Raw genomic sequence first — 20,722 nt, 5'->3', positions numbered from 1 at the left:
ACACCAATGGGGGGTGCCGCGACCCGTAGCGGGGTGGATTGTACTCAATCGTGATGTTGTGCTATGCGGGCGCACGCGCGCGCCTGGCGCGGAATGAACGGTCAGGGTTCGTCCGCCGGAATGAGACGATTGCAGGATGACTGCAACGCTCGTCGCCCAAGGCCTCGCCGGCGGACATGGCCACCGCACCCTGTTCGACAGCCTGGATCTGACGGTCGCGCCGGGTGACGTCATCGGCGTCGTCGGGATGAACGGGGCCGGTAAGTCCACGCTGCTCCAGATGCTCGGCGGCTCCCTCGAACCGCAGGCCGGCACGATCACCCTGTCGCCGTCGGACGCCTTCGTCGGATCCCTCCCGCAGGAACACGAGCGCGTCGTCGGTGAAAGCGTCGCCGCGTACATCGCCCGACGCACCGGGTGTGCCGCAGCGACCGAGGCGATGGACGCGGCGGCGGCGGCGCTCGCCGAACCGCCCCAGGCCGGCGAGGACCCGGCCGACGTCTACTCCGCCGCCCTCGACCGTTGGCTGGCGAGCGGCGCAGCCGACCTCGAGGAACGGATCCCGGCGGTGCTCGCCGACCTCGGACTGGACCTCGACGCCGACGTGTCGTCCACCATGATGACGTCGCTGTCCGGAGGTCAGGCCGCCCGGGTCGGACTCGCCGCGCTCCTGCTGTCGCGCTTCGACATCGTGCTGCTCGACGAACCGACGAACGACCTCGACCTCGACGGTCTGGAACGACTCGAACGCTTCGTGCAGGGGCTCCGCGGCGGCGTCGTGCTCGTCAGCCATGACCGCGAGTTCCTCGCCCGCTGCGTCACCCGCGTGCTCGAGCTCGACCTCGCGCAGCAGAGCAACCGCGTCTTCGGCGGTGGGTACGAGGCCTACCTCGAGGAACGCGAGGTCGCCAGACGGCATGCCCGCGACGCGTACGACGAGTTCGCGGACAAGAAGGCGGACCTCGTCGGCCGTGCTCGGGTGCAGCGGGAGTGGTCCAGCCAGGGCGTCCGCAACGCCATGAAGAAGGCACCGGACAACGACAAGATCCGCCGGAAGGCCTCAGCGGAGTCCTCCGAGAAGCAGGCGCAGAAGGTCCGCCAGATGGAGAGCCGCATCGCCCGCCTCGACGAGGTGGAGGAACCTCGCAAGGAGTGGCAGCTGCAGTTCACCATCGGGAGCGCACCGCGCTCGAGCACGGTGGTCGCGACCCTGTCGCAGGCCGTGGTGCAGCAGGGCGACTTCCGGCTCGGTCCGCTGTCGCTCCAGGTGAACGTCGGCGACCGGATCGGCATCACCGGTCCGAACGGTGCGGGGAAGTCGACGCTGCTCGCGACGCTGCTCGGCCGCCGGACGCCCGACGAGGGCACGGCGAGCCTCGGATCGAGTGTGCGCATCGGCGAGATCGACCAGGCTCGCTCACTGCTCGTCGGCTCGGAGCCGCTCGCGGACCGGTTCGAGGCGATCGTGCCCGAACTGTCGCCGGGGGAGGTCCGGACGTTGCTGGCCAAGTTCGGGTTGAAGGCCGACCACGTCAACCGCCCGGTCGACGAGCTGTCGCCGGGAGAGCGCACCAGAGCCGGGCTCGCCGTGCTGCAGGCCACCGGCGTGAACCTGCTCGTCCTCGACGAACCGACGAACCACCTCGACCTCGCCGCCATCGAACAGCTCGAGGAGGCGCTCGAGAGCTACGAGGGGACGCTCCTGCTCGTGACCCACGACCGACGCATGCTCGACACCGTCCGCATCGAGCGCCGTTGGGTCGTCGAGGCGGGGCAGGTCACGGAGCACTAGTGCTCGGCGGGGCTCAGAGGCCCTGCACGAGTGCGTCGCGCAGTTCGGGTCCGATGTCGTGAGGAACGTCGACGTCGACCGCAAGTGCCTGGAGCGCCCGGCTGTAATAGTTGCGGGCGGCAGCGGCGAGGGCGATGTCGAGGATCTCCCGATCGGAGAAGCCGTGCTCGCGCAGGGTCAGGCTGTCGGCGTCGGTCATCCGGTCCGAGTCGCGACCCACCCGTTCCGCGAAGGCCATCATCGCAACCTCAGCGGGGCTCAGGCCGGCGTCACGATAGTCGGTTGCGATGCGCACGAGCTGGTCTTCGCTGAACAGGGAAAGCGACTTCCTGCCGTGAGCGAGACGGCAATGTCGTGACCGTGTCCCTCGCGCCGCGGCGAGCGTCACGAGCTCGTAGCGTCGCTTGCCGAGCGGCCGGGCGATCGTCCCGATCAGCGCCTCCCAAGCGGCGTACGCCTCGGGGTTCAACGCCATCACCTTCGTGTGCGCAGCGACGAAGCCCTGGTCGGCGATGTCGTCGTCGTACAGCGCGGCCGTCGTCGCATCGGCATCGGCTTCGGGAATGGTTCGCAGGATCGACATGTCGGCCACCTCGCCGGAACGGGTCGCGGGCCGGGCGTCCGCGGCTACCTCTCATGATGGCACTCGACACAGGCGCTGTCAGCACGCCTTCCGCCGGACGTCGGCGATCACGTCGACCTCACCAGGCCCGTCTGTCGCCGGGAGACCCACACCCCACGCATGAGCGAGGACCCCGCGGCGTTCGCCAGGCGGGGTCCTCGTCGTTCAGGGGGAGAGCGCGTCAGTCGCGCAGCTGCTCCTTGTAGTCGTTCTTCGCCTCGGTGGAGTCGCGTTCGGCCTCGGCCTTCTTGACGTCGGCCTCCGCCTGCTTCACCTTCGCGTCGGCCTTGGCCTCGTCGACCTTGTCGCCGAGACGTTCCTTCGTGTCCTCGACGGCTTCGCCGATCTTCCGACCGGTCGCCTCAGCCGCGTCCTTGGCGTTGTCCAGGAATCCCATGTCAGCTCCGTCTCTGCTCCCGAGTCTCGGTCACAGGATCCACCCTGCCGAACCGCCCGGACGGCGACAACCGGTTGTGTTCCCAGCTGAACGGGGCTAGACCCTCGTCAACCGAGTGCGGCCACGGCGGCGACGGCGGCGACCACGGCGCTCGCCGCATCGTCGAGTTCCCGCGCAGTGACGGATGTCGTGCAGCTGAGACGTACGGCCGTCTGCGCGACCGTCGGTTCGACGCCGATGGCGAGCAGGACGGCGGACGGTTCGTCACTGCCGGCGGCACACGCGGAGCCACTCGACGACACGACGCCTCGGCGTTCGAGTTCGAGGAGGACCGCCTCGCCGCTCGTCCCCGGGAAGACGAACGAGGCGATGCCGGGCAGGCGGTGCTCGGGATGACCGGTGAGTCGCGCACCGGGGACCTCCTGCAGGACCCGCGCGATGAAGGCGTCGCGCAGGAGGGTGACGCGTTCGGTGGCACCGAGTCGTTCCTGTTCGGCGAGTTCGACGGCGGTGGCGAGGCCGACGGCTGCGGCGACGTTCTCCGTCCCGCTCCGTCGCCCGCGCTCCTGCCCGCCGCCATGGACGAGCGGCTCGAGGGGGAGCGCGCCGCGGACGGCCAGCAGCCCGACCCCCTTGGGAGCGCCGAGCTTGTGTCCGGACAGGCTGAGGGCGTCGACGCCCAGCCGATCGAGCCCGAGCGGGAGCCATCCCGCCGCCTGGACGGCGTCGGTGTGCAGGGGTACCCGTGCGGCTCGCGCGATCGTGCCGAGGGCGGCGAGGTCCTGGATCGTGCCGATCTCGTTGTTCGCGGCCATGATGCTCGCGAGGACGGTGTCCGGCCGGAGCGCAGCCCCGAACTCCTCCGGATCGACGCGGCCCGTGTGGTCCACCGGCAGCGTCGTGACCTCGACGTCGTGGAAGCGCCGCAGGTAGGCGAAGGACTCTGCGACGGCCTCGTGCTCGACGGCCGAGGTGACGACGTGCCGGCCGCGCGTGATCGAGCCGAGCGTGAGGCCCTTCACGGCCAGGTTGTCCGCCTCCGTCCCGCCGGCGGTGAAGACGATGTCGCCGGGGCGGGTGCCGAGCACCGTCGCGATGCGGCGGCGGGCGTCGTCGAGTCCGGCGGCGGCCGCCTCACCGACGGTGTGGTGGCTCGACGGGTTGCCGAAGGTGGTCGTCAGGTACGGCCACATGGCCTCGATCACCTCCCGCCGGACAGGTGTCGTCGCGGCGTTGTCGAGGTACAGCACCTCAGTCCACCGACACGTCGAGGCCGAGGTCCAGCGACCGCACGCTGTGGGTGAGCGCCCCCGACGAGATCACGTCGACCCCGGTCGCGGCGATGTCGCGGACCGTCGCCAGGGTCACGTTGCCGCTCGCCTCGACGACCGCCCGGCCGGCGATGAGCGCGACCCCCTCGCGGAGCTCGTCGAGGGTGAAGTTGTCGAGCATGATCGTGTCGACACCGGCGGCCAGCACGGCCTCGATCTGGTCGAGCCGGTCGACCTCGACCTCGATGCTCGTCGTGTGGGGGAGCTCCTCGCGCGCCCGCAGCAACGCCTCGGTGACCGTGAGGCCGCGCTCGAGCAGCACCGCGAGATGGTTGTCCTTCACCATGACGGCGTCCGACAGCGAGTGCCGATGGTTGCGCCCGCCACCCGACCGGACCGCGTGCCGTTCGAAGGCGCGGAGGCCTGGCGTGGTCTTCCGGGTGTCGACGATGCGCGCCCGGGTGTCGGATACGGCGCTGACGTAGGCCGCCGTCATCGTCGCGATCCCGCTCATCCGTTGCACGAAGTTGAGGGCGACCCGCTCGGCGGTGAGCACCGCCCGAGCCGGGCCGGAGACCATCGCGATGGTGTCGCCGGCGGAGAACGACTCACCGTCGGCGACGAGGAACGCGACGCTGATCCCCGGGTCGGTGAGTCGGAACGCGGCCTCGAACACCGCGGCGCCACTGAACACGCCGGCCTCCCGGGCGTTCAGTGACGCTGACGCCTGGGCCGCTGCGGGGATGAGGGCGTCGGCCGTGAGGTCGCCCCAGGGAGCGTCCTCGTCGAGAGCGGCGGAGACGACGGTGTCGATGAGTCGAGGGGTCAGCATGGCGAGAGCACGGATCCGTTCAGGAGCGGGAGGGGAGACGGGCTGGAGGATGACGGTGCAGGCACCGGAGCGAGGATGACGGAGATCGGCCGGGCCTCGGCGACGTCGATCGCCGGGTGGTCGTCCCGTGCGTGGGCGCCGCGCGACTCGGTGCGCTGCAACGCCGCGGCGACGACGGCGCGCGCGAGCAGCAGGAGGTTGCGATCCTCGGCGGTCGCCGACGCGTCGTCGTGGGTCGGGTGGCTCGGCGAGCCGGACGCCCACCGCGCGAGTGTCTGTGACGCCTCGGCGAGGCCGGACGCGTTCCGGACGAGCCCGGCATGCCGCCACATGAGGTCGTGCAGGGCCCGGCGGCTGAACGGCGGCGCGGCCGATGTCGTGCCGTCGAAGGCGGTGGCGGTGGATTCGAGGTCGATCGTGACGGAGCCGAGTGCGGGACGGCCGGCGATCGGACCGCCGCTTCCGGACGCGTCGATCGCCGCGACGGCTCGCGCGGCGAAGACGGCACCCTCGAGGAGTGAGTTCGAGGCGAGTCGGTTCGCCCCGTGGACGCCCGTCCGAGCCACCTCACCGATCGCGTACAACCCGGCGACCGTCGTCCTGCCGTCGAGATCGGTGGCCACGCCGCCCATCCAGTAGTGGGCGGCCGGAGCGACCTCGACGGGCGTGGTCGACCAGTCGACCCCGGACGCTCGGACGTGCGCGTCGATGCCGGGGAAGCGTTCGGCCAGCCGTTCGGCCCCGAGCGCGGTCGCATCCAGGGTGACCGGGCGGCCACCCTGCGCCGCCATGGCCTGCGCGATCCCGCGCGCGACGACGTCCCGCGGTGCGAGCTCGGCGTCGGGATGGAGCAGGTGCATGAACCGGTGGCCCGTGGCGTCCCGGAGGACCGCACCCTCACCACGGACCGCCTCCGAGACGAGGAAGCGCTCCGGGGTGGTCAGGGCCGTGGGGTGGAACTGGACGAACTCGACGTCTGCCAGGACCGCCCCGGCCCGCAGCGCCACAGCCGCGCCGTCGCCGGTCGCGACGGACGGGTTGGTGGTGAATGGGTAGAGCTGGCCGACCCCGCCCGTCGCGAGGACGACGTGCTCCGCGGGGAGCGTGACGCGCCCACGCTCGGCGGACCACAGGTGGGCGCCGACGGCGACGCCGTCTCGGAGGTCGAGGTCGAGGAGCACGGTGTGCTCGAGGACCGGGACCCCGCGGGCCTCGAGCGTCCGGACGAGTGCCGTCTCGATCGCCGCACCCGTCGCATCTCCACCCGCGTGCAGGACACGGGGATAGGAGTGCGCCGCCTCGAGCCCCTTCGCGAACTGCTCGCCGTCGCGGTCGAACGCCACCCCGAACGCGATGAGCTCCCGGATCCGCTCCGGACCCTCGGAGCAGAGCACGCGCACCGCGGCCTCGTCACAGAGCCCCGCTCCCGCCAGCAGGGTGTCGCGGACGTGGTCCTCGACTCGGTCGTCGTCGAACATGACGCCCGCGATCCCGCCCTGGGCGTACCGCGTGTTGCTCTGGCCGAGGACGTCCTTCGTGACGACGACGACCTCGTGACGCTCGCTCGCACGGATCGCGGCCACGAGCCCCGCGATCCCGCTCCCGACGACGAGCACCCTGGCCATGTCAGCCGACCTGCGGCACGGTGGTCGCCGGCGGCTTCGCGGCGAGCATGCGCTCGAGCGACAGCCTCGCGGGCACGGCGACGTCGTCGGAGACCGTGATGCGGTTGAGGACCTCACCGCTGACGAGTCCCTCGAGCACCCAGGCGAGGTAGCCGGGGTGGATGCGGTACATCGTCGAACACGGGCAGATCACGTCGTCGAGGCAGAAGATCGTGTGCTGCGGGAACTGCGCCGCCAGACGCTGCACCATGTTGATCTCCGTGCCGACGGCGAAGGTCGTGCCGTCCGGTGCCGCCGCGATCGCCTTCTGGATGTAGTCCGTCGAGCCCGCCTCGTCGGCCGCGTCGACCACCGGCATCGGGCACTCGGGGTGCACGATGACCCGCACTCCGGGGTGCTGGGCGCGCGCCCGGTCGATCTGGTCCACGGTGAACCGCTTGTGGACGGAGCAGAACCCGTGCCACAGGATGACCTGGGCCTCGGTCAGCGCCGGTGCCTCGTTGCCGCCGAGCGGACGGTTCGGGTTCCACATCGGCATCCGCTCCAACGGCACACCGAGCTTCTTGGCGGTGTTCCTCCCGAGGTGCTGGTCGGGGAAGAACAGCACCCGCTGGCCGCGCTCGAACGCCCACCGCAGCACGGTCTCCGCGTTGCTCGAGGTGCAGACGATCCCGCCGTGCCTTCCGCAGAACCCCTTCAGCGCGGCGGAGGAGTTCATGTAGGTGACCGGGATGACCGGCACGCGGCCGTCGGCGTCCGGCTCGGTCCCGTACAGCGCCTCGAGCGCCTCCCAGGCCTCCTCGACCTGGTCGATGTCCGCCATGTCGGCCATGGAACACCCGGCAGCGAGGTTCGGCAGGATCACCGCCTGATCCGGCCCCGACAGGAGGTCGGCCGTCTCGGCCATGAAGTGCACGCCGCAGAAGACGATCGCCTCTGCCTCGGTGCGGGCCTTGGCGGCGTTCGCCAGCTGGAAGGAGTCGCCGATGTAGTCCGCGTGCTGCACGACCTCGTCGCGCTGGTAGAAGTGCCCGAGGATGACGACGCGGTCGCCGAGGGTCTCCTTCGCGGCGACGATGCGTCGGTGGAGGTCCTCGGGGGCGGCGTCGCGGTAGGCGACCGGCAACTGCCCCTGACGCGGTGAGCCGGTCGGGATGACGTCGCCCATGGACGCTCCCGGGCCGTAGCTCGGCGGCTGCAGGTCGAAGACCCACGGACCCGCCGCGAGCTCCGGTGCGCAGGTCGCGCCGTCCGACGTGCCCTCCGTGATCTGCTGGATGGTGTCGTCGACGGATGCGGTGATCGTCATGCTGGCTCCTGGGACGTCGCTCGGGGGGTGGTGGGGGTGTTCGAGGTGCGGGCGCTCGCCGGACGGGACGCTGCCGGCGTGTCCGGTCGGGCGATCGGCTGGGTCCAGCGGTACAGCCGTGCCGGGCGGTGCCGGCCACCCGTCCGGAGCGCGTCCGTCGCGAGCACCAGGCCGGACGCCTCCACCTGGCGACGGAAGTTGGCCGGATCGAGTTGCTTCTGCAGCACGGCCTCGTGCACCTCGCGGAGTTCCGTGAGGGTGAAGGTGTCGCCGAGGAAGGCGTGGGCGATGTGGCTGTACTCGAGTTTGTTGCGGAGGCGCCAGAGCGCGTACTCCACGATCTCCCGGTGGTCGAACGCGAGTGGCGGCAGCGCGTCGGCGGGGAACCAGCGCACGTTCTGCCCGAGGTGGGTGCGCTTCGCCTCCTCGGATCCGACGAGGGCCCAGTAGACGATCGAGACGACGCGTTCAGCGGGGGAGCGGTCGAGGTCGCCGAAGGCGTAGAGCTGTTCGAGGTACCGCGGGCGGAGTGACGTGGTCGCCTCAAGGGTGGACGCCGCGGCGTCGGCGAGGGACTGCGCCGCCCCGAGTGGTCCGCCGGGCAGCGCCCAGCGTCCGTCGTACGGTTCCCGAATCCGGCGCACGAGCGGGAGCCAGATGGCGGGCGTCGCGTCGCCGGCCCCGAAGCCGTCGTCGGCCCGCAGGGTGAAGATCACCGTCGAGACGGCCAGCTCGACGGGCGTCGCGTCGTGCTCCGCGGGCGTCGTGGTGCGCTGCATGGTGGCTCCTGGATCGGGGCTGCAGCGTCTTATGGTTCACCTGACACTTACTCGCCTGGGACTTAGTGTATACCGTACCTGAACAGATGCCCCCGCTTCGTCGGCGACTCGCGATATGCTGGCGCTCTAATCGAACATCGGGCCGCAAACACGATGCGGGAGAGCCGGTACGCCGGCACCGAAGGAGCAAGCCTCCCCGCCAATCTCTCAGGTCCTGTACCGCATCGGACTGGCCACTCTGGAAAGCAGCGCACGTTCCTGGCGCGCTCGCCGACGGTGAAAGCAGGGCCCGCGCCATCGGCCCCGCGAAGCTCTCAGGCCAATGACAGAGGGGGAGTTCCCAACGGACGCCGGTAGGCGTCCGCAGCGCACCACGCGACCCCGGAGAACTCGTGACCGACCCCGAACGAACCAGCCCGCTGTACGCCGTCCACGAAGCCGCCGGCGCGAGTTTCACCGATTTCGCGGGCTGGCAGATGCCCGTGCGCTACTCGAGCGACCTCGCCGAGCACCACGCCGTCCGCACGGCGGCCGGGATCTTCGACATCTCGCACATGGCCGAGATCCAGGTCGTCGGCGAGGACGCCGCCGCCTTCCTCGACCAGGCGCTCGCCGGTCGGCTCTCGGCGATCGAGCTGCTGCAGGCCAAGTACTCGCTGCTGCTGAACGAGGCGGGCGGCATCATCGACGACCTCGTCGTCTACCGCAATGGTGGGCACGAATACCTCGTCGTGGCGAACGCCGGCAACCGGGAGGCGGCCGTCGCCGCGCTCACGGAGCGCGCAGCCGCCTTCGAACACCTCGCCGTGGTCGACCGCAGCGATGAGATCGCACTCATCGCGGTCCAGGGCCCCGCCTCGCGCGCCATCCTGCAGGCGACCGAGGGACTGCACGTCCTCGACGAACTGCCCTCGCTCGACGAGGTCAAGTACTACCGCGCGACCGGTGCCTCCTTCGAGAACGGCACCGTCTTCATCGGACGCACCGGGTACACGGGCGAGGACGGCTTCGAACTGTACGTCGACGCCGCTGACGCCGTGGAGCTGTGGAACGCGATCGTCGCCGCCGGAACGCCGCTCGGCCTCGTTCCTGCCGGACTCGCCAGCCGCGACACGCTCCGCCTCGAGGCCGGCATGCCGCTCTACGGTCACGAACTCGGCCCGGACATGCTGCCGGTGCAGGCCGGGCTCGGCCGCGTGGTCGCGCTCGCCAAGCACGGCTCCTTCGTCGGGCGCGACGCGATCGAGGCCGGCCCGCCCGCCGACGCACGCGTGCTCGTCGGGCTCGTCTCCGAGGGCCGTCGCGCGGGTCGCGCCGGCTACGCCGTCCTGGCCGGCGACGACGTCGTCGGCGAGGTCACGAGCGGCGCGCTGTCGCCGACCCTCGGGCACCCGATCGCGATGGCCTACGTGCACCCCGACCACACCGAGCCGGGCACCGTGCTCGACCTCGACGTCCGCGGCACGCGGATCCCCGCGACCGTCACCACGCTCCCCTTCTATTCGAGAGAGAAGTAACCCATGGCCGACAAGACCACCCTCAAGTACACCGCCGAGCACGAGTGGATCCGCGTCGAGGGCGATCTCGCCGTCATCGGCATCACCGACTACGCCGCAGAGAAGCTCGGCGACGTCGTGTTCGTCGACCTGCCGGCCGTCGGTGCGGCGCTCTCCGCGAGCACCGTCGTCGGCGAGATCGAGTCCACGAAGTCCGTCGGTGAGCTGTTCGCACCGCTCGACGGAGAGGTCGTCGAGGCGAACGACGCCGTCGTCGACGACCCGTCGCTCGTGAACAGCGACCCGTTCGGCGCCGGTTGGCTCGTCTCGGTGCGCTACGACGCACTGCCCGACACGCTGCTCAGCTGGGACGACTACAGCAAGCTGGTGGGCGAGTGATGGCGGACCGGTTCGCAGATCGGCACATCGGGACCGACACCGACGCCCAGGCGACCATGCTCGCAGCGGTCGGGTACGCGAGCGTCGACGAGCTGCTGTCGGCAGCCGTCCCGTCGGCCATCACGGCAGCGGAACTGGCGTCGTCGAGCATCCCCGCCGCCGCGAGCGAGCGCGCCGCGCTGGCGGAACTCCGTGAACTCGCGGGCCGCAACACGGTGAACCGGAGCCTCATCGGCCTCGGGTACTTCGACACGATCACGCCCGCGGTCATCAAGCGGAACGTGCTCGAGAACCCCTCGTGGTACACCGCCTACACGCCGTACCAGCCGGAGATCTCGCAGGGGCGCCTCGAGGCGCTCATCAACTTCCAGACGATGGTGTCCGACCTCACGGGCCTCTACACGGCGAACGCCTCGATGCTCGACGAGAGCACGGCCGTCGTCGAAGGGATGCTGCTCGCCCGTCGCGCCTCGAAGCTCGCCGAGACGACCTTCATCGTCGACGCCGACGCCTACCCGCAGACCAAGGCGCTCCTCCACAGCCGTGCCGAAGCGGTCGGCATCGACCTCGTCGAGCTGCCGCTCTCGAGCACCGCACCGACCGACCTGCCGGCCGCGTTCGGCGTCTTCGTGCAGTACCCCGCAGCCTCCGGACTCGTCTGGGACCCGTCCGCGGTCCTCGCGGCGGTGAAGGCCGGTGGCGGTGTCTCCGTCGTGGCGGCGGACCTCCTCGCCCTGACGCTGATCTCCTCGCCCGGTTCCCTCGGTGCGGACATCGCCGTGGGCACGACGCAGCGCTTCGGGGTCCCCATGGGCTTCGGCGGCCCGCACGCCGGGTACCTCGCGGTCCGCAAGGGACTCGAGCGACAGATGCCAGGACGGCTCGTCGGCGTCAGCCAGGACGCGGCGGGTCACCCCGCCTACCGGCTCACGTTGCAGACCCGCGAGCAGCACATCCGCCGCGAGAAGGCGACGAGCAACATCTGCACCGCGCAGGTCCTGCTGGCCGTCATGGCCGCGATGTACGCCGTCTACCACGGCCCCGCCGGGCTCAAGCGGATCGCGCAGTCGGTCCACGCGGCGACCGCGACCGCGGCACACCTCCTGCAGTCCGCGGGGGTGGAGGTGCTCACCGAGCAGTACTTCGACACGCTGCAGGTCCGCGTCGACGACAGCGCGGCGGTGGTGGCCGGAGCGCACGACCGCGGCCTCCTGCTGTGGGCCGTCGACGAGACGACCGTCTCGATGAGCTTCGACGAGGTGAGTGCCCAGGAGAGCGTCGTCCCGACCCTCGTCGAGGTCCTCACGACCGCCGGGGCGGCCACGGCCGGCGAGCCGTCCGCGTACGTCTTCGACGAGGCCTCGTCCGCCTCGGCCTTCGGACCGGGAGCCGTGTCGGCGTACCCGGCCGCGCTCGCCCGCGAGACCGGGTACCTGACGCACCCGGTGTTCAACACGCACCACTCCGAGACCGCCATGATGCGGTACCTCAAGCAGCTCGCGGACCGCGACTACGCGCTCGACCGGGGGATGATCCCGCTCGGTTCGTGCACGATGAAGCTCAACGCGGCGACGGAGATGGAAGCGGTCACCTGGCCGGAGTTCGCCGGACTCCACCCGTTCGCGCCGCGGGAGGACGTGGCCGGTTCCCTCGAACTCGTCGACCAGCTCGAGACGTGGCTCGCCGAGGTCACCGGCTACGACTCCGTCTCGCTGCAGCCCAACGCTGGCAGCCAGGGGGAGCTCGCGGGTCTGCTCGCGATCCGTGGCTACCACCGCGCGAACGGCGACGAGCAGCGCACGGTCTGCCTGATCCCGTCGAGCGCGCACGGCACGAACGCGGCCTCCGCGGTCCTCGCCGGCATGCGCGTCGTCGTCGTCGCCTGTGACGAGCAGGGCAACGTCGACCTCGACGACCTCCGCGCGAAGATCGCGTCGAACGCCGAGTCCCTCGCAGCCCTCATGATCACCTACCCGTCGACCCACGGCGTATACGAGCACGAGGTGAAGACGATCACGCAGGCGGTCCACGACGCCGGCGGCCAGGTCTACGTCGACGGTGCGAACCTCAACGCCCTGCTCGGGTACGCGCGCTTCGGCGAGTTCGGTGGCGACGTCTCGCACCTGAACCTGCACAAGACGTTCTGCATCCCGCACGGCGGCGGTGGTCCGGGCGTCGGCCCGGTCGCCGCGAAGGCGCACCTCGCTCCGTTCCTCCCCGGGCACCCGCTCGCCCAGCGCGACGAGCACCCGCTGCTCGGCGGTGGCACCGTCGTGCACGCGGGCGGCCCGATCTCGGCGGCGCCCTACGGCAGCCCGAGCATCCTGCCGATCTCGTGGGCCTACGTCCGGATGATGGGCTCGGAGGGCCTCCGTGAGGCGACGGGTGCCGCAGTGCTCGCCGCGAACTACATCGCCGCACGGCTCCGCGACCACTACCCGGTCCTCTACACGGGCGACAGCGACCTGGTCGCGCACGAGTGCATCCTGGACCTCCGCCCGCTCAAGGAGACGACCGGGATCACGGTGGACGACGTGGCCAAGCGCCTCGTCGACTACGGCTTCCACGCGCCGACGATGTCGTTCCCCGTCGCGGGGACGCTCATGGTCGAGCCGACCGAGAGCGAGGACCTCACCGAGGTCGACCGCTTCGTGGACGCGATGATCGCGATCAAGGCCGAGGCGGACGCCGTCGCAGCTGGCGAGTGGCCGGCCGACGACAACCCGCTCGTCGGGGCGCCGCACACGGCGCAGTCGGTGATCGAGGGGGAGTGGACCCACGCGTACTCGCGTGAGCTCGCCGTGTACCCCGTGCACACGCTGGTGCGGACGAAGTACTGGCCGCCGGTCCGCCGGATCGACCAGGCGTACGGCGACCGCAACCTCGTGTGCGCCTGCCCGCCGCCCGAGGCGTTCGCCTAGGCGGAGCGCACCGTCGAACGAGGACTCCCTCGCCCCGTCGTGGGCGGGGGAGTCCCCGTTCGTCCGAGGACAGGCAGGTCGTCGGTCAGGACGAGGTCGGGGCGAAGATGCCCGGCCACCAGGCGACCGCCAGGGGGAATCCGGCGAAGGAGATCACGTCGATGATCGTGTGCGCGACGACGAGCGGCATCACCCGGCCCCAGCGCTTGTAGCACCAGCCGAACGCGATCCCCATGGCGACGTTGCCGAAGAACGGTCCGATGCCCTGGTACAGGTGGTAGCTCCCGCGCAGGACGGCGGTCGAGAGGATGATCGTCCACCACCCCCATCCGATCTCGCGCAGCCGGGTGTACAGGTACCCGATGATGATGACCTCCTCCTGCAGCCCGGCGCGGAGCGCGGAGAAGACGAGCATCGGGATCGTCCACCAGTACATGGTGTCGGGGAAGGTCGACACCGCGACCGTGACCCCGAGCGCCCGGCCGAGCGCGTACACCCCGATACCGGGGATGCCGATCGCGGCGACGAGCAGCGCGCCACGTCCGAGGTCGCGTCCTGGTGCGCGGAGGTCGAGTCCCATGCGGGTGAAACCGCTTCGCCCCGGTTGCCAGAGCAGATAGATGACGAGCGCGACGGGCGCGAGCTGGAAGAACAGCCCGAGAAACTGGTAGCTGAAGTCGAGCCACTCCCGGGTCGCCTGCGTCGTGTTGATGGCCGCCGACTGGTCGGCGAGCGGCGGCCCCGCGGTGAGCTTCGCGATGAGCGAGATGACGGAGTACACCGCAGACGCGCCGAGGCTCAGCGCGAGGACGATCCCGATCTCCCACCAGCGGCGCGCGACCGGCGACCGTTCGGGGAGGTCCGGCTGTTGCACGGTCGCGTTCTGCTCGTTCACCGGTCCATTGTGCGGGCTCCTCGCTTCGTGCGCACCGCATAGCATCTGAACGCCCGCGTCTCGGACGCCATCGGCGGGCGGGCTTACGATTCGTATCCGCGGCCGGAGTCCGCTCGCACGAGTTTTGCGATCAGCGTCGTTCTCTTGCGTCGCGGGCGGGATACGTGCACGGAAACTCGTCCGCGAGCAACAATCCTCCGATTCGGTTACCGCTGTGTAACGTTTGGCGTCCCAGTTTGCTCGTCGTCCTGCTTCAACTTATCGTCAGAGTATTCAAAGAGCGGTCCAGCGCACACGATGCGCCGGTTTCGCTTGCCCTTTCCCCAAGGAGGAACTGTGAAGTTCAGTCGGTTCGGCTCTGCCGCCGCCATCATCGCAGCAGGGGCTCTCGTCCTCACCGGATGTTCCGGTGGCGGTTCCAGCAGCGAGAGCACCAGCGGCAACACATCCGCCATCATCACGACCAACGGCTCCGAGCCGGAGTCGGGTCTCATCCCCAGCGACACCAACGAGGTGGGTGGCGGCAAGATCCTCGACGAGATCTTCGCGGGCCTCGTCTACTACGACGCCAAGGGCAAGCCGGTCAACGACCTCGCCGAGTCCATCGAGACCGACGACTCGATCACCTTCACGATCAAGATCAAGCCCGACCAGAAGTTCACCAACGGTGACCCGGTCGACGCCGAGTCGTTCGTGAACGCCTGGCAGGACGCCGCGCTCCTCTCGAACGCGCGCAAGAACAGCTACTTCTTCGAGGACATCAAGGGCTTCAGCTACGACGCCGACCAGCCCCTCACCGGCCTCAACGTCGTCGACGACACGACCTTCACGGTCGAGCTCAACGAGGCTCGCTCGGACTTCCCGCTGCGCCTCGGCTACTCCTCGTTCTACCCGCTGCCCAAGTCGGCGTTCGACGAGGCCGGCAAGGTCACGGCCGACTTCGGTCAGAACCCGGTCGGCAACGGCCCGTACAAGCTCGACGGTGAGAAGGCGTGGAAGCACAACGAGTCCATCGCCCTCGTCACCAACGACGAGTACAACGGTGGTCGTAAGCCGCAGAACGGTGGCGTGACGATCAACTTCTACGCCAGCTTCGACGCAGCGTACGCCGACCTCCTCGGTGGCAACCTCGACGTCCTGGACCAGATCCCGGACTCCGCGATCTCCACCTTCCAGGACGACCTGGGCGACCGCGCTGTGAACCAGCCCGCCGCCGTGTTCCAGTCCTTCACCATCCCGTCCCGCCTCCCGCACTTCAGCGGCGAGGAAGGCGAGCTGCGTCGTCAGGCGATCTCCTACGCGATCAACCGCAAGCAGATCACCGACGTCATCTTCGAGGGCACCCGCACCCCGGCGACCGACTTCACCTCGCCCGTCATCGACGGCTACTCGAAGGACATCCCCGGCAACGAGGTGCTGACCAACGACGACAAGAAGGCCAAGGAACTCTGGGCCAAGGCTGACGCCATCTCCCCGTGGGACGGCTCCTTCCAGATCGCCTACAACGCCGACGGCCCGCACCAGGCTTGGGTCGACGCCGTGACGAACAACATCAAGAACACCCTCGGCATCGAGTCCTCCGGTGTTCCGGTCGCGGTCTTCGGTGACTTCCGTGAGAGCATCACGAGCCGTCAGATCCAGACCGCGTTCCGCAGCGGTTGGCAGGCCGACTACCCGGGTCTGTACAACTTCCTCGGCCCGCTGTACGCGACCGGCGCCTCCTCGAACGACGGTGACTACTCGAGCCCCGAGTTCGACAAGCTCCTCTCCGAGGGTGCTGCCGAGTCCGACCTCGACGCCGCGAACAAGAAGTTCCAGGAAGCTCAGGAGGTCCTGTTCAAGGACCTGCCCGCCATCCCGCTTTGGTACCAGAACGTGAGCGGTGGATTCGGCGAGGGCGTCCAGAACGTCCAGTTCGGTTGGAACTCCGTGCCTCTCTACTACGAGATCACCAAGTAATCTTGTAGACGGCACAACTGGGTGGGTCCGGTTCTTCCGGGCCCACCCAGTTTTCACGAGTTCAGGAGTCCCGCTTTGGGCAATTACATCCTCCGCCGCATCCTGCAGGCCATCCCGGTCCTGCTCGGTACGACGTTCCTCATCTATTTCATGGTGTTCGCGCTCCCGGGCGACCCCATCCTCGCGCTCTTCGGCGACCGGACGCCGAGCCCGGCCGTCCTCGAGCAGCTCCGCGCGGAGTACAACCTCGACAAGCCGTTCATCGTGCAGTATCTGCTGTACCTCGGCGGCATCCTCACGGGCGACCTCGGCACCTCGTTCTCCGGTCAGCCGGTCGCCGAGATCCTCGCGCAGACCTTCCCGGTCACGCTGCGTCTCGCCGTCCTCGCCGTCTTCTTCGAGATGGTCGCCGGCATCACGATCGGCCTCGTCTCCGGCCTCCGCAAGGGCGGCATCTTCGACGCGTCGTTCCTCGTCGTGAGCCTCATCCTCATCTCCCTGCCGGTCTTCGTGGTCGCGTTCATCGCCCAGTTCGTCTTCGGCATCCAGCTCGGCTGGTTCCGGGTCACGGTCGGTGCCGGTGCGCCGATACAAGACCTGTTACTCCCGGCACTCGTGTTGGCGACGATCAGCTTCGCGCAGATCACCCGCCTGACCCGCGGTGCCGTGATCGAGACCCAGTCGCTCGACTTCGTGCGCACCGCGGCCTCGAAGGGCCTCAGCCGCCGCCGGATCATCCCGGTGCACATCCTCCGCAACTCGCTGATCCCGGTCGTCACCTACCTGGCGGTCGACTTCGGTGTGCTCATCGTCGGAGCGACGGTCACGGAGGGCATCTTCAACGTGCCCGGCGTCGGCCGGACGCTCTACCAGGCGATCATCCGTGGCGAAGGACCCACCGTCGTGTCCTTCGTGACCGTGATGGTGCTCGTCTACCTGCTCGTCAACCTGCTGGTCGACCTGCTGTACGCCGTGCTCGACCCGAGGATCCGCTATGTCAAGTCATGATCAGGAACCACAGATGAAGCGTTCATCCACGCACTTCGTCGCCCCGCTGGAGGAGACGCCGCTCGCGGTGATCGACGCCGTCAAGGTCGACGAGAAGCCGAGCAACCTCTGGACCGACGCCTGGGCGTACATGCGCCGTCAGCCGATGTTCTGGATCTCGGCGGTGCTCATCGTCCTCGTCGTCGTGGTGTCGCTCCTGCCCGGCCTGTTCTCGCAGGTCGACCCGCGCAGCTGCAACCTCGACAACAGCCTCGGCGACCCGTCGCTCGCGCACCCGCTCGGGTTCACGAAGCAGGGCTGCGACATCTACTCGCGGGTCATCTTCGGCGCGAACACGTCGCTCGCGGTCGGCCTCATCGTCACGGCGATCGTCTGCGTGCTCGGTATCAGCTTCGGCGCGCTGTCGGGCTTCTACGGCGGTTGGGTCGACTCGGTGCTCTCCCGCATCGGCGACATCTTCTTCTCGATCCCGTACATCCTCGCCGCCGTCGTCGTCATGTCGGCCCTCGCCGCCTACCGGAGCGTCTGGACCATCTCGCTCGCGGTCGGTCTGTTCGTCTGGCCGAGTGTCGCGAGAGTCCTGCGTGCCGAGATCCTGCGGGTCAAGAACGCCGACTACGTGCAGGCCTCGATCGCCCTCGGCGTCTCGCGGTTCCGCATCCTCGTGCGTCACGTCCTACCGAACTCGATCGCCCCGGTGATCGTCGTCATCACGCTGTCGCTCGCTTCGGCGATCGTCGCGGAGGCGACCCTGTCGTTCCTCGGCGTCGGACTCGGATCCGAGTCGATCTCGTGGGGCGCGGACATCTCCCAGGCGCAGCGCGACCTGCGGACCGCTCCGCAGGTGCTCATCTACCCGTCCATCGCGCTCTCGCTCACCGTGCTCAGCTTCATCATGCTCGGCGAGGTCCTGCGTGATGCACTCGACCCGAAGGCGAGGGCACTCCGTTGAGCACCCCCACACCCCAGGCCGGTGCACGCACCGGGCAGCCGCTCCTCGAGGTCAAGGACCTCGAGGTCGGGTTCCGCACGCAGAGCGGCACCGTGCAGGCCATCCGCAAGACCAGCTTCACGATGATGCCCGGCGAGACGGTCGCGATCGTCGGCGAATCGGGATCCGGGAAGTCGACGACGGCGCACGCCATCATCAACCTCCTCCCCGGGACCGGCAAGATCACGGGCGGTGAGATCCTCTTCGAGGGTCGCGACCTCTCGAAGCTCCCGCGCAAGGAGATCGAGGACGTCCGCGGTCGCCTGATCGGCTTCGTGCCGCAGGACCCGATGTCGAACCTCAACCCGGTCTGGAACATCGGGTTCCAGGTCGAGGAGGCCATCCGCGCCAACGGCATCGCCGAGGGCAAGCAGGCCGTGCGGGCGAAGGCGATCGAGGTCCTCCAGCAGGCCGGTCTCTCCGACGCCGACCGTCGCCTGAAGCAGTTCCCGCACCAGTTCTCCGGCGGCATGCGGCAGCGCGTGCTCATCGGCATCGGTCTCTCCTCGAGCCCGAAGCTGCTGATCGCGGACGAGCCCACCTCGGCGCTCGACGTGACCGTGCAGCGGAAGATCCTCGACCACCTCGAGAGCCTGACGCGCGACAGCGGCACGGCGTTGCTCTTCATCACGCACGACCTCGGCCTCGCGGCCGAACGCGCCGAGAAGCTCATCGTCATGTACAAGGGGCAGATCGTCGAGGCCGGTCCCTCGGTCGAGATCCTGCAGAACCCGGTGCACCCGTACACGCAGCGCCTGGTGGCCGCAGCGCCGAGCCTCGCCTCGCGGCGGATCCAGTCCGCGACCGGGCCACTCGAGACGCTCGAGCACGAGGCTCCGGTCGGCTCGGAGGGGATCGACCTGATCGTCGCCGCCGAGCATCGTGCGGCGGCACAGCTCGACCTCGCGAAGGTGGAGCCGGCGATCGTCGTGGACGACCTCGAGAAGGTCTACAAGATCCGTGGTCAGAAGGGCCAGGCGAGTGAGCTGAAGGCCGTGGACGGCGTCTCGTTCCAGATCCCGAAGGGCACCACCATGGCGCTCGTCGGGGAGTCCGGTTCGGGGAAGTCCACCGTCGCGAAGCTCCTCCTGCAGCTCGAGACACCGACCTCGGGCAGCATCCGCATCGGCGGGAAGGCGATGGAGGGACTCGACCGCAAGGGTCTCCTCGCGCTGCGCCGGACGATGCAGCCGGTCTTCCAGGACCCCTACGGTTCGCTCGACCCCCTGCGCAACATCGGTAACACCATCTCGGAGCCGCTGCAGACCCACAAGGTCGGCGACAAGGCCTCCAGGCGCGCACGCGTCCTGGAGCTCCTCGACCAGGTGTCGCTGCCGCAGTCGGTCGCGACGCGCTACCCGAACGAGCTCTCGGGTGGTCAGCGTCAGCGCATCGCGATCGCCCGGGCGCTCGCGTTGAAGCCGGAGATCGTGGTCCTCGACGAGGCCGTGTCCGCGCTCGACGTGCTCGTGCAGGCGCAGATCCTGCAGTTGCTCGCCGACCTCCAGTCGGAACTGCAGCTGACGTACCTCTTCATCACCCACGACCTCGCGGTCGTGCGGGTGATCGCCGACAACGTGGCGGTCATGCAGAAGGGGAAGATCGTCGAGGCGTCGACCACGGACGACGTCTTCGAGAACCCGAAGCAGCAGTACACGCGTGAACTCCTCGACGCCATCCCCGGCGCCGGGATCGAGCTCGCGCTGTAACGAGCCGTCACGCCGAAGGGCGGTGCCGCGGAGCGATCCGCAGCACCGCCCTTCGTCGTTCCCGGGATGGGCCGGAGGGTCAGCCGAGGAGCGCCGAGGCGGCGCCCCAGACCACCAGCGCGGCGGTGACTCCGAGGGCGACGACGTCCCACCGTGAGGCGGCCAGGCGCGTGTCGGCCGGGTCGATCTTCCCCCAGCGCTCGTGCGCCCGGTCGATGAGGTCGACGGCCGAGGGGCCCTCGTTGCCCGCCCGTCCTGGTCGGCGGACGCCCGAGGCGCGTTCCTGGTGGTCGACGTCCCGTCGTCCGCGACCGCCGGTCAGGGAGGGGCGGTCGAGGCCGGCGCTCGGCGCACCCCAGCTGGTGATCTTCCGACCGTCGCGCAGGAGCACGGTGAGCTGGTACCGGCTCGTCGCCTCCTCCAGGCGAGGCCAGGGGATCTCGTGGAGCCGACCGACGTTCACGATCGTCAGCCGCTCGGGCTCGATGACGATGCAGGGGCGGACGAGGACCAGGTACACCAGCCAGACGACGAGCAGCTCCCAGGGCAGCGCCAGGAGGGCGAACCCCCAGGCGCCGCGGCCCACGGCGTCGATGATGAAGAAGACCATGAGGAGGGCGGTGACCCCGAGGATCCAGTAGCCGCTGGTGCTCCTCAGGGTGGTCCGGTTGCGGGCGTTCGTCGCGTCGTTCACGTCGTCCATCCTTCCAGGCCGCC

The 20,722-nt window shown here is 69.5% G+C and carries 17 protein-coding genes and 1 riboswitch; of the genes, 8 read left to right on the top strand and 9 right to left on the bottom strand.

Annotation, left to right across the window (positions count from 1 at the left end; all coding sequences use genetic code 11):
- The first annotated feature begins 136 nt into the window (after positions 1-136).
- Positions 137-1,792, top strand: a complete 1,656-nt coding sequence (locus ASF68_RS04460; protein WP_056007351.1) for an ABC-F family ATP-binding cassette domain-containing protein — start codon at positions 137-139, stop codon at positions 1,790-1,792.
- 13 nt (positions 1,793-1,805) lie between these two features.
- Here the strand turns inward: ASF68_RS04460 and ASF68_RS04455 are convergent, their stop codons facing one another.
- The 7 genes from ASF68_RS04455 to ASF68_RS04425 form a co-directional block, all read right to left on the bottom strand.
- On the bottom strand, positions 1,806-2,375 hold the full coding sequence (locus ASF68_RS04455; protein ID WP_056007349.1) for a carboxymuconolactone decarboxylase family protein: 570 nt from the start codon (positions 2,373-2,375) through the stop codon (positions 1,806-1,808).
- A 220-nt stretch (positions 2,376-2,595) separates the two neighbouring features.
- On the bottom strand, positions 2,596-2,811 hold the full coding sequence (locus tag ASF68_RS04450) for a hypothetical protein (protein ID WP_056007346.1): 216 nt from the start codon (positions 2,809-2,811) through the stop codon (positions 2,596-2,598).
- 107 nt (positions 2,812-2,918) lie between these two features.
- Complete coding sequence (locus ASF68_RS04445) at positions 2,919-4,061, bottom strand: cysteine desulfurase family protein (RefSeq protein ID WP_056007343.1); 1,143 nt, start codon at positions 4,059-4,061, stop codon at positions 2,919-2,921.
- A gap of 1 nt (position 4,062) precedes the next feature.
- Positions 4,063-4,914 (bottom strand): carboxylating nicotinate-nucleotide diphosphorylase, encoded by an 852-nt coding sequence (gene nadC / locus ASF68_RS04440; protein ID WP_056007340.1) that lies wholly within the window; start codon positions 4,912-4,914, stop codon positions 4,063-4,065.
- Positions 4,908-6,539, bottom strand: a complete 1,632-nt coding sequence (gene nadB, locus ASF68_RS04435) for an L-aspartate oxidase (RefSeq protein WP_082498482.1) — start codon at positions 6,537-6,539, stop codon at positions 4,908-4,910. The genes nadC and nadB overlap by 7 nt, the downstream gene beginning before the upstream one ends.
- Position 6,540: 1 nt before the next feature.
- A complete protein-coding gene (gene nadA / locus ASF68_RS04430) occupies positions 6,541-7,848 on the bottom strand; it encodes a quinolinate synthase NadA (protein WP_056007337.1) in 1,308 nt (435 codons plus the stop codon).
- Positions 7,845-8,627 carry an NrtR DNA-binding winged helix domain-containing protein gene (locus ASF68_RS04425; RefSeq protein WP_056007334.1) on the bottom strand — a complete coding sequence of 261 codons (783 nt, stop codon included), beginning with the start codon at positions 8,625-8,627 and terminating at the stop codon, positions 7,845-7,847. Before ASF68_RS04425 ends, nadA begins: the two co-directional genes overlap by 4 nt.
- A 146-nt stretch (positions 8,628-8,773) precedes the next feature.
- Positions 8,774-8,859, top strand: a riboswitch (glycine riboswitch).
- Between the two features lie 160 nt (positions 8,860-9,019).
- Between ASF68_RS04425 and gcvT the strand changes: the two genes are divergently transcribed.
- Genes gcvT through gcvP form a run of 3 tightly spaced genes read left to right on the top strand, consistent with a single transcriptional unit; the run spans position 9,020 to position 13,443 of the window.
- Positions 9,020-10,144 (top strand): glycine cleavage system aminomethyltransferase GcvT, encoded by a 1,125-nt coding sequence (gene gcvT / locus ASF68_RS04420; RefSeq protein ID WP_056007331.1) that lies wholly within the window; start codon positions 9,020-9,022, stop codon positions 10,142-10,144.
- A gap of 3 nt (positions 10,145-10,147) precedes the next feature.
- Entirely contained in the window at positions 10,148-10,522 is a 375-nt protein-coding gene (gene gcvH / locus ASF68_RS04415; RefSeq protein ID WP_056007329.1) for a glycine cleavage system protein GcvH, read from the top strand.
- Positions 10,522-13,443 (top strand): aminomethyl-transferring glycine dehydrogenase, encoded by a 2,922-nt coding sequence (gene gcvP / locus ASF68_RS04410; protein WP_056007326.1) that lies wholly within the window; start codon positions 10,522-10,524, stop codon positions 13,441-13,443. Before gcvH ends, gcvP begins: the two co-directional genes overlap by 1 nt.
- Positions 13,444-13,528: 85 nt before the next feature.
- Here gcvP and ASF68_RS04405 read toward each other — a convergent pair whose 3' ends face one another.
- The gene (locus tag ASF68_RS04405; protein WP_369796416.1) at positions 13,529-14,338 is read right to left on the bottom strand and encodes a CPBP family intramembrane glutamic endopeptidase; all 810 of its coding nucleotides are present in this window, start codon (positions 14,336-14,338) and stop codon (positions 13,529-13,531) included.
- A gap of 336 nt (positions 14,339-14,674) precedes the next feature.
- Between ASF68_RS04405 and ASF68_RS04400 the strand changes: the two genes are divergently transcribed.
- The 4 genes from ASF68_RS04400 (at position 14,675) to ASF68_RS04385 (ending at position 20,005) form a co-directional block, all read left to right on the top strand.
- Positions 14,675-16,297 (top strand): ABC transporter substrate-binding protein, encoded by a 1,623-nt coding sequence (locus tag ASF68_RS04400; RefSeq protein WP_056007321.1) that lies wholly within the window; start codon positions 14,675-14,677, stop codon positions 16,295-16,297.
- 75 nt (positions 16,298-16,372) lie between these two features.
- On the top strand, positions 16,373-17,305 hold the full coding sequence (locus ASF68_RS04395) for an ABC transporter permease (RefSeq protein WP_056007318.1): 933 nt from the start codon (positions 16,373-16,375) through the stop codon (positions 17,303-17,305).
- 13 nt (positions 17,306-17,318) lie between these two features.
- Positions 17,319-18,257: an ABC transporter permease gene (locus tag ASF68_RS04390; protein ID WP_082455862.1), complete on the top strand. Its 939-nt coding sequence runs from the start codon at positions 17,319-17,321 to the stop codon at positions 18,255-18,257.
- Positions 18,254-20,005 (top strand): ABC transporter ATP-binding protein, encoded by a 1,752-nt coding sequence (locus tag ASF68_RS04385; protein WP_056007312.1) that lies wholly within the window; start codon positions 18,254-18,256, stop codon positions 20,003-20,005. The genes ASF68_RS04390 and ASF68_RS04385 overlap by 4 nt, the downstream gene beginning before the upstream one ends.
- A 79-nt stretch (positions 20,006-20,084) precedes the next feature.
- Here ASF68_RS04385 and ASF68_RS04380 read toward each other — a convergent pair whose 3' ends face one another.
- Positions 20,085-20,699: a hypothetical protein gene (locus ASF68_RS04380; RefSeq protein WP_157580199.1), complete on the bottom strand. Its 615-nt coding sequence runs from the start codon at positions 20,697-20,699 to the stop codon at positions 20,085-20,087.
- Positions 20,700-20,722 lie beyond the last annotated feature (23 nt).

The sequence above is a fragment of the Plantibacter sp. Leaf314 genome, from assembly GCF_001423185.1.
Classification (GTDB): Bacteria; Actinomycetota; Actinomycetes; order Actinomycetales; family Microbacteriaceae; genus Plantibacter.
Note: the sequence above shows the minus strand (reverse complement) of the source record. Positions and strands in the feature narration are given on the sequence as shown.